Here is a 9,202-nt window from a genome sequence, read left to right as displayed (position 1 = left end):
GTGGACCACGCCCGAGCCCTGCGCGTCCCGCGCCGCCGGGGCTCCTGCCCGACGCGCCTGGCGGGCGATCCGGCGAAGGCGGTGCCCGGCGACCCGGCGGACGCGTCCCCGGCGCTCCAGTGGACGCCCCGCCGGCGATCTAGCGGGTGGACCCGGTGTGCTCCCGCACAGTCGCCGCCTCGCTCGCCGTCGTCCCGGCCCCCGGATCGGCGCTCTGCTTCGCGAAGCCGCGCCGGCCCGGCAGGACCGCGAGGACGATCAGTGTTCCGGCGGCCATGATGATCCCGCCGATGAGGCTGGTCTGGGCGACGCCGTGGGCGAAGGCCTGGTGGACGGCGTCCACGGCGGCCTGGGCCTGCTGGGGCCCGGCGGAGGGATCCTGCGCGACTCGCTCCGCGACGGCCAGGCCACCGCCGACCGAGTCCTTGGCGATCTCCATCGCCTCGCCCGGGAGCCGGTTGCCCACCAGGTCGGTCAGCTCGTCCCGGTAGGCCGTGCCCAGCAGCGAGCCCAGCACCGCGATGCCCAGCGCCCCGCCCAGCTCCAGCGCGGTGTCGTTGACACCGCCGCCGACGCCCAGCTCGGACTCGGGGAAGGAGCCCATGATCGTGTCGGTTGCCGGGGAGATGCTCAGTCCGAGCGCGAGGCCCAGCATCATCAGCGGCGCCAGGAAGTCCCCGTACGTCGACCCCTTGTCGATCTGGGTGAGCAGGAACATGCCCGCCGTGCCGATGGCCATGCCGGTCACGACCATCACCCTCACCCCCAGCTTCGGGGTGAACAACCCGGTCAGGGCGGACCCGAGGAACACCGCGCCGCCCAGCGGCAGCAGCCGTAGGCCCGTGTCCAGGGCGCCGTAGCCGAGGACGAACTGCAGGAACTGCGTCGAGTAGTAGAGCACGGCGAACATACCGAAGAAGAAGAACATCACCGCGAGTATCGAGCCGCTGAAGGGCCGCAGCGCGAACTTTCGGACGTCCAGCATCGGATGTGGGTGCCGCAGCTCCCAGGCGACGAAGGCGACCAGACCGGCACCGGCGACCACGGCGGCGGTGACGGGGCCGGCGCCCCAGCCGAAGTGCGGGCCCTCGATGGCGGCGTAGATCAGGGAGCCGACGGTGACGATCGACAGCAGACCACCGACGTAGTCGATCCGGCCCATGCCCTCCGCCTTGGACGGCGGTACCAGGGCGAGCGCGCCAAACACGGCGACGACGGCGATCGGCACGTTGATCAGGAAGGTCGAGCCCCAGGCGTGGTCCTCAAGCAGCCAGCCGGAGACCAGCGGGCCGACGGCTACCGCCACCCCGGAGGTCGCGGCCCAGGCGGTGATGGCCTTGGTCCGCTCGCTCCGGGGGAAGGTCGCGACCACCAGGGACAGCGTGGCCGGCATCACGACCGCGGCACCGACACCCATGATCGCGCGGGCCACGATGACCAGCGAGGTCTCGTCGACCATGCTCCCCATCACCGAACCGCCGGCGAAGATCAGCAGACCCAGCACCAGCGCGCCGCGCCGGCTGTACTTGTCGCCGATCGCCCCCAGCACCAGCATCAGCGCCGCGTACGGAACGGTGTAGCCGTCGACGACCCACTGCAGATCACTGCTGCTCAGGCCCAGCTCGGTGGTCATGTCGGGGGCGGCGACGATCAGCGACGTGTTCGCCATCACCGTGATCAGCAGGCTCAGGCACAGCACGAGCAGCGCCCACCAGCGCCGCGCGTAAGGCCCGGGCATTTTCTCCACGGGGGTGTTCGCAAGGAAGGACATCAGTAGCTCCTGAGAGGGACGGGGCAGACGAGCGGAATCACTTGGTTGGCCATCGTGTGGCGTCATGTTCTGCTCCGGAGCGCTCAGCGGTTCGGGGCAACCGCCAGTTCGCGCAGGCCGGCATTGTTCTGCAGCGCCCACCGCATGGTCCGCGGTGGGCGCCCGAGCAGGGTTTCCAGTTGGTCGGAGAGGACGTCGTACCGCCCGCCGGCGATCAGCCTGGTCTGGATCCTCAGGTGCGCCGCCACGTGCCGGGCCGCAGCAGGATCGCCCAGGGCCTCCTGCAGGAAGGTCTCGTCGATGAAGGCCTCGTTCCAGGCCTCCACTTCCTCAGGGATGTAGACGACCTGGCGTCCCAGCGCGGCTGCGTAGTCCTCAGCGAACCCGTACATGTCCTTCAGCTCCGGACCGGTGAGCGCGTAGGACTTCGAGATGTGCGGTGCGGGGTCGACCAGCACCTTCACGCACACCTCTGCCAGGTCGTGAACGGCGATGGGCGCGAGCCGCTGGTTGCCGAAGGGCAGGCGCAGTTCACCGTTGCTCAGCGGGCCCAGTTGCATCCAGGTCAGGACGGCGGTCTCGGCGAACAGCGTCGCACGCACGTTGACGGTCGGGATGCCGGACCAGTCGAGCACCTGCTCGCAGACCCAGTGCGCCCGCTGCTGCGGTGACCAGTCTGTGACCAGTCCGCCGAGCCAAGAACGCCGCTCCTCTTCCGGTGTGGTCATCTTCTCGAGCGTCATGTACGACTGCTCGTAGTTGGACAGGTGCACGAAGGCCTCGATGTCGCCCTGGGCTCGCGCCGCCGTGGCCATCAAGGTGAGGGCATCGGCGTAGTACGGCTGCGGGGTCATGCTGAAGTAGATGCGCCGGACACCCTTCAGCGCGGCGGCCACGTCCGCGAGTTTGAGCAGGTCGCCGACGAAGACCTCGGCCCCGGCCTCGCGCAGCGACTGCGCGCGTTCGTCGTCCCGTCGCACGAACGCGCGCACCGGGTGGCCCTGTTCGAGCAGCATGTCGACCATCACCCGGCTTACGCCACCGACTTGGCCGCCAGCGCCGGTGATCAGAATGGGATTGCGCTCCGTCATTGCTGTGTCCTCCATCTGGTGAGGGTGGGTCGGCCGTTCAGGAAGCCGAAGGTGTGAAGTCGTCGAGGCGGGTGAGGAAGTCGAGGAGGGTGGCGTTGACCTCGGCGCGACGCTCCTGCTGCCTGCTTGCGTGCATGACTGAGAACCGTCTGGCAACTGATCAGTTTCCAGACGGGAAAACTGTTGGGTTTCCTCACCGGTGAAGGTGAGATGAGCGGGTGACGGGCTGGGATCTCAGGACTTCGAGATCATCGTGTGGCCGCTGTGGGGCTTGCCTCGGCGATCTTCTGGAGGGCCGCGTCGGTGTCCGCGATGGCCAGCATCTTGTTGATGTCGATGCCGGCCAGTGCGCCGGCCGCTGCGGAGGCCCCGACCTGGGCGACCGGATCGGTGACGTTGCCGGCGACCCACACACCCGGCACCTCGGTGGTGCCGGCGATGCCGGAGGCGAAAGTGCGGCCCGTCGGCAGGTCCTGCACCGGCAGGCCCAGACCTTCCAGGCCCTGGGTGCGGGCCTGCATCTGCGGGACGACCCCGAGGACCCGGCGGGCCACAACCTGGCCGTCGGCCAGGCGCACCCCGACGAGGGCACCGTCCTCGTCGCTGACGACCTCGCTGACCGGGGTGTCGATGACGCGGATACCGCGGGCGGCGAAGCGGGCGCGGCTGTCCTCGTCCAGGTCGGTGCCGTGGGTGAAGTAGGTCAGGTCCTCGGTCAGCTGACGGAACAAGAACGCGGGGCCGATGGAGGCCGGGCCGGTGGCGAGGATGCCAATGGGCTCGTCGCGCACCTCCCAGCCATGGCAGTACGGGCAGTGCACCACACCGTGTCCCCAGTGCTCGGCGAGCCCGGGCACCTTCGGCAGCACATCCTTCAGGCCGGTGGCCACCAGGATGCGGCGGGCGGTGATGTGACGGCCGTCGGCCAGGGTGACGGTGAACCGCAGGTCCCCATCCGCCGACGGGGCGGCGGACTCGGCCGAGACCACCACGCCGGACACGACGCGTCCGCCGTACTGGCGCACCTGCTCCCGGCCCCGTCGAAGGATCTCGGTCGGCGGGGTGCCGTCCAGGGCGAGGAGGCCGTGCACGGCCTCCGCGGGCGCGTTGCGCGGGGAGCCGCTGTCGATCACGACGACCGAGCGGCGGGAGCGGGCGAGGATCAGCGCACCGTTCAGCCCCGCGGCGCCCCCGCCGATCACCACCGCGTCGACGGTCCCCTCGGCCAGTGCGTCGCTCACGTCCGCAGGAGTCGTCACAGCTGTCGCCTCCTGCTTTTCCTTGTCAGTCATGGTTCGCTCAACCCTTCGAGTTCTGGGTGGTTGCAGGGGGGGCAGCTGTTCAGGAAGCCCAGGAAGTGGTCGGCGACCGTCTTGGGCTGTTGTGGAGAGTCCGGCCCCGGTTTGGCATCGCAACGCCGGTCGGCGCGGAGGAGTTCAAAGGCATGGGTTGCCCTCAATCGCGCCAGGCGTGCACGCGGCCTGTCGATGAGCTCGAGACCGTTGTGTACTGAACAGTCAGAAACCTAGACGGTTCTGTACTGAGTTGTCAAGTACGACGGATCGGCCCTCACTCACCACGACGATGCCCGGAATGTTGAGTTTGGGTTTCTTGGTGATCACGGGCTTGGCCAGCGGCAATGCGCCGATCAGGGCGGGGGCCGCGAGGGTGACGTTCACGTATGTCACCCACCGCCACGACGCCCATTCGGTGAGCATGCCGCCGAGCAGCAGCCGGAACCGCTCGATGGTTTCGGGCCCGTAGATGCCGGTGAAGTCCTCGCCGAGGCGAACAGCAGAAGACCGCAGTGCCACGCTCTGATCGAGACTCAGCGTGCACCAGGTAGGGGCCGGCTTGATGCCGCATCTTTCTGAGTTGGAAGGACGCATGTCATGCCGAAGAAGTTGGATCCCGAGCTGAGGGCCCGAGCCGTCCGTCTGGTGTGTAGCACCGTGCCGAGTACCCGACCAAATACCGCGGCGCGGCTGACGGTGTCCAAGCGGGTCGTGGTAGGCAGAAGTCGTTGTGGCGCTGGGTCGCCCAGGCCGAGATTGACGGCGGCGAGGCGCCCGCCCGGGGTCACGATCGAGGAGAACAAGGAGATCCGCCGGCTGCGGGCGGAGAACCGTCGGCTGCGTGAGGACGTGGCGATCCCGAAGGCGGTCACAACTTTCTTCGTCGGGGAGCTCGCCCCCGCAACGGCTGATGGTCGCCTTCATCGACGAGCAACGTTCACCTGCCGGTTCTGACCGACCGGGTTGACGGTTGCATCGCTGGTCATCGGGCGGAGATCCGCCCCATCCCGCCGTCCGCAACAACGCCATGTCAGAGTCCGCCCCGCGCCGCCCATCCCGGTGGTCTCGCCGCGGGGGTCGAGTGGTGCGCTACTCGGTCCATGCCGCGATCCGTTCCGCGATCGCCTCGGGGGCCTCGATGCGCAGGAAGTGACCGACGTCGGGGACGACCTCCCGCGCGTGCGGGACGGCGAACCAATGTCGGCACCGTAGAGCTGCAGCAGGGGCATCGCGATCGGCCGATGAGTGGACTGCCGAACAGGTCCTGCGGGACCGATGAATCCTGACATCCACCACTGACAGCCCTGGTCGGCCAGGCTCAGCGCAGCGTGTCCGCCCAGTTCTCCGGCACGCGCCCCGCCGGTCCCGGCGTGGGCTGGTCGGCAGGATGGGCGGCCGGGGGAGCCAGGGCCGGACCGGAGTCGTACATCTCGGACGTCTCGAAGTTCCAGAACCAGGCCTCGCCCGGCTCGTAACTGCGGATCACCGGATGGCCGGTGTCCCGGAAGTGGCCGGTGGCGTGCTTGGCGGGTGAGTCGTCGCAGCAGCCGATGTGGCCGCACTGGGCGCAGCGCCGCAGATGGAACCACCAGCCGCCGTCGGCGTCGCACTCGACGCATCCGGCACCGCTGGGCGGGACGCCGGGGTCGATTCCGGTGTCCATGGTCATGAGGGCTCCTGGGCCGGGTCGGGGACGGTATCGGGGTCGGTGGCGGTGAGGGGGAGCAGCACCTGGAAGCGGGTGTCGCCGGGTACGGACTCGACTTTCAGGTCGCCGTGGTGCTTGTTGACGACGATCCGCCAGGAGATGTCGAGCCCCAGCCCGGTGCCCTCGCCCACCGGCTTGGTGGTGAAGAACGGGTCGAAGATCCGGCCGCGGATCTCGGCCGGCACTCCCGGGCCCGTGTCGCGGAACTCCACCAGCAGCCGGTCGTGCACCAGAGCGGTGCGTACGGTCAACGTCCCTTCGCCACCCGCGCCCTTGATGGCGGAGACCGCGTTGTCGATCAGGTTGGTCCACACCTGGTTCAGTTCGGCCGGGTAGGCCGGAATCCTCGGCACCGAACGGTCGTACTCCTTCACGACCTTGACCTGTGGACCGATCTTGCCCGACAGCATCAACAGCGTGCTGTCGAGGAGTTCGTGCACATCGGCGACCTGATAGGGCGCGCGGTCCAGCTGCGAGTACTGCTTGGCGGCGTCGACGAGGTGCGAGATACGGGTGGTGGAGTCCTCGATCTCGGACATCAACAGCTCCGTCTCGACCGTGTAGTTGAGCCACCCGATGGCACTCTGCAGGATTTCCTGCTCGTCGACGGCCGCCGCGATCTGCTCCAGCCAGTCGACGTCGAGACCGCCCTGCACGAAGGTCGGCGCGATCTGCCAGCCGTTCTGGACACCGTGGTCATCCAGCCAGTCGGCGAGTTCGTCCTCTCGGTCGGACGCTTCGAGCGGGCTCAGCACGGGCGCCTTGGAGACCCGCTCGGCCGTACGCTCCTGGAGGTCGACCAGGGCCTTCAGGACGTCGTGGTGATAGTCGCCCGAGGCGATGACGCCGAGCTTGTTGCGCATGTGCGCGACCCGGTCCCTGAGCGACGAGGTGGCCCGTACGGCGGCCGCGGCCGGGTTGTTGAGCTCATGGGTGAGACCCGCGGACAACGAGCCCAGCGCCAGCAGGCGTTCGCGCTGCCCGACGGCCCGCTGGAAGGTCTGCGAACCGAGGGTGAGCCCCTCCAGGAGATGGACCGCCATCGGAAACCACTCGTGGATGAAGTTCGCGAACGATTCGGCGGGCAGGACGAAGAACCGCGTCGGCTCCGACACCCGCAACGAGTTGATGTACCGCTGCGGTTTTCCGTCCCCGAGGTACGCCATCACGGCCCCCGCGTACACCCCGGTCTGGGACGTGCGGCTCACCTCGATGTCGTCGTCGCCCACCCGGCGCGACATGACGACGGTGCCCTCGATCATCACGTAGAAGTAGGTCGCCGGGTCACCTTCGGTAAACACCGGCCCGGGGTCGAACAGTTCGACCCGTCCCTCGCTGCACAGCCTGCCGAGCTGCTCGGAGCTGAGCTTCTCGAAGAGGAACAGCGAGCTGATCTCCGCCGCGCTGCACGGCATCAGCCGCCCGCTCACGACTGCTCCAGATATCGGTGTACGAGCATCACTGCCATGGCTCCCTCTCCGACGGCGGACGCGACCCGCTTGGCGGACTCCGCGCGCGCGTCCCCGGCGACGAACACGCCGGGGATGTTGGTCTCCAGGTGGTACGGCGGCCGGTCCAGCTCCCAGTCCGCCGGTGGCCGCCCGTTGGCGGTCAGATCGGGCCCGGCGAGGATGAACCCGCGCTCGTCCCGCGACACCGTACCCTCCAGCCAGTCGGTCAGCGGGGCCGCGCCGATGAACACGAACAGCCACTGCGCGTCGACCAGTTCGGTGTTCCCGCTCGTCGTGTCGCGCAACGTCAGCTGTTCCAGGTCGTTGTCGCCGTGCGCGGCCTCGACGACCGTGTGGGCCCGTACAAAGATGTTCGGCGACTCGGCGATCTGCCGGATCAGGTAGTGCGACATCGACGCGGTGAGGTCCGCTCCGCGCACCAGCAGGGTGACCGACTTGGCGCCCCTGGACAGGTACATCGCCGCCTGCCCCGCCGAGTTGGCGCCGCCGACGATGTACACGTCGTGGCCCTGGCAGGCGGCGGCCTCGGTGAGCGCGGACCCGTAGAACACCCCGCGGCCCGACAGCTCGTCTGCACCCGGCGCCTGAAGCTGCCGGTACGACACACCGGTCGCCAGGATCACGCTGTGCGCCGCGATCGCCGACCCGTCCGCGAACCGTACGAGCCGTGCCGCCCCGCTGCTCTCCAGACCGGTCACCTCCCGCGCGGAGAGGATCTCGGCGCCGAACTTGGTGGCCTGGCGTCGCGCCCGGTCGGTGAGCTGGCCGCCGGACACCCCGTCCGGGAAGCCCAGATAGTTCTCGATCCGCGAACTCTGCCCGGCCTGCCCGCCGGTCGCCGACCGCTCCACCAGCACCGTACGCAGGCCCTCCGAGGCCCCGTACACGGCCGCGCCCAGCCCGGCCGGCCCGCCGCCGATGACGACCAGGTCGTAGAAGTCGGCCGTGGGTGTCGTCGCCAGCCCCACGTGCGCGGCCAGTTCGGGCACCTCCGGCTCGACGAGCGCCGTACCGTCCGCCGTGATCACCACCGGCAGCCGCTGCCCGTCCTGCCCGCAGGCCGCGAGCAGCCGCTGCCCCTCGGGTTCCTCGGTGGAGTACCAGCGGTACGGCACCTGGTTGCGGGCCAGGAACTCCCGTACGTCCGACGAGCGGGCCGACCACCGGTGACCGACGACCTTGGTGCTCGGCACCGGCCGGAAGTCACTGGACCGCCACGCCTCCAGCAGGTCGTCGAGCACCGGGTAGAGCTTCTCCTCCGGCGGGTCCCAGGGCTTGAGGAGGTAGTGGTCGAGGTCGACGACGTTGATCGCGTCGATCGCCGCGTTGGTGTCCGCGTACGCGGTCAGCAGCACGCGGCGGGCGCCCGGGTAGACGTCCATGGCGTGTTCGAGGAACTCGATGCCGTTCATCTGGGGCATGCGGTAGTCGGCCAGGATCACCGCGACCAGATCGCCGCGCAGCTTCAGCTCCCGCAGCGCGTCAAGGGCGGACTCGCCGGACTCGGCGCGCACGATCCGGTACGACTCGCTGTAGCGCCGTCGCAGGTCACGGGCGACGGCCCGGGACACGCCGGGGTCGTCGTCCACGGTCATGATGACGGTCCGCGCAGCGTCCGCGGTCTGTGCCATGCGTCTCCCACCCCGAGTGATCGGATCACCGGTCGGCGCCGGCTCGGTGCCGCGCCGCCTTTGAGTCATCGTATGTTCGTCGCCCTGCTTCGCTCCGGTCAGCTCCGCCGCGAGTCGAGCACGCAGAACTCGTTGCCCTCGACCACCGGATGATCGGCCACACCGGCTTCCTGCTCACCGCCCGCCGCCTCGCGGACGGCGTCGAGCCGCCCATGCGCCGCCGTCGCCCCGCCA

At 69.3% G+C, this 9,202-nt stretch carries 7 protein-coding genes and 1 pseudogene; 1 reads left to right on the top strand and 7 read right to left on the bottom strand.

Features of this window, described 5'->3' with window-relative positions:
- Positions 1-139: 139 nt before the first annotated feature.
- From ABZS97_RS41975 to ABZS97_RS41945, 7 genes are all read right to left on the bottom strand, one after another.
- Positions 140-1,771, bottom strand: a complete 1,632-nt coding sequence (locus tag ABZS97_RS41975; protein ID WP_356148430.1) for an MFS transporter — start codon at positions 1,769-1,771, stop codon at positions 140-142.
- Positions 1,772-1,854: 83 nt separating this feature from the next.
- Positions 1,855-2,877, bottom strand: coding sequence for an NAD(P)H-binding protein (locus tag ABZS97_RS41970; RefSeq protein WP_356148427.1), 1,023 nt, complete (start codon positions 2,875-2,877; stop codon positions 1,855-1,857).
- Positions 2,878-3,110: 233 nt separating this feature from the next.
- Complete coding sequence (locus tag ABZS97_RS41965; protein WP_356148424.1) at positions 3,111-4,154, bottom strand: NAD(P)/FAD-dependent oxidoreductase; 1,044 nt, start codon at positions 4,152-4,154, stop codon at positions 3,111-3,113.
- Between the two features lie 225 nt (positions 4,155-4,379).
- On the bottom strand, positions 4,380-4,676 hold the full coding sequence (locus ABZS97_RS41960) for a hypothetical protein (protein ID WP_356148421.1): 297 nt from the start codon (positions 4,674-4,676) through the stop codon (positions 4,380-4,382).
- Positions 4,677-5,475: 799 nt separating this feature from the next.
- Positions 5,476-5,826 carry a UBP-type zinc finger domain-containing protein gene (locus ABZS97_RS41955; RefSeq protein WP_356148418.1) on the bottom strand — a complete coding sequence of 117 codons (351 nt, stop codon included), beginning with the start codon at positions 5,824-5,826 and terminating at the stop codon, positions 5,476-5,478.
- Entirely contained in the window at positions 5,823-7,295 is a 1,473-nt protein-coding gene (locus ABZS97_RS41950) for an ATP-binding protein (protein WP_356148415.1), read from the bottom strand. Before ABZS97_RS41950 ends, ABZS97_RS41955 begins: the two co-directional genes overlap by 4 nt.
- Positions 7,292-8,968: an FAD-dependent oxidoreductase gene (locus ABZS97_RS41945; protein WP_356148412.1), complete on the bottom strand. Its 1,677-nt coding sequence runs from the start codon at positions 8,966-8,968 to the stop codon at positions 7,292-7,294. The genes ABZS97_RS41950 and ABZS97_RS41945 overlap by 4 nt, the downstream gene beginning before the upstream one ends.
- Before the next feature lie 119 nt (positions 8,969-9,087).
- On the opposite strand from ABZS97_RS41945, the pseudogene ABZS97_RS41940 reads away from it, so the two are divergent.
- A pseudogene (locus ABZS97_RS41940) lies at positions 9,088-9,202 on the top strand (tRNA (adenine-N1)-methyltransferase); the annotation flags it as partial.

Source organism: Streptomyces sp. NPDC005485 (assembly GCF_040606085.1).
In the GTDB taxonomy this organism is placed as follows: domain Bacteria; phylum Actinomycetota; class Actinomycetes; order Streptomycetales; family Streptomycetaceae; genus Streptomyces.
The sequence above is the reverse complement of the archived record's forward strand: the minus strand, read 5'-3'. Positions and strand labels throughout refer to the sequence as shown.

Bases quoted from the DNA above. Each gene is read 5' to 3' on its own strand.
- ABZS97_RS41975 (WP_356148430.1), bottom strand. From the start codon at position 1,771: ATGTCCTTCCTTGCGAACACCCCCGTGGAGAAAATGCCCGGGCCTTAC.
- ABZS97_RS41955 (WP_356148418.1), bottom strand. From the start codon at position 5,826: ATGACCATGGACACCGGAATCGACCCCGGCGTCCCGCCCAGCGGTGCC.
- ABZS97_RS41965 (WP_356148424.1), bottom strand. From the start codon at position 4,154: ATGACTGACAAGGAAAAGCAGGAGGCGACAGCTGTGACGACTCCTGCG.
- ABZS97_RS41970 (WP_356148427.1), bottom strand. From the start codon at position 2,877: ATGGAGGACACAGCAATGACGGAGCGCAATCCCATTCTGATCACCGGC.
- ABZS97_RS41945 (WP_356148412.1), bottom strand. From the start codon at position 8,968: ATGGCACAGACCGCGGACGCTGCGCGGACCGTCATCATGACCGTGGAC.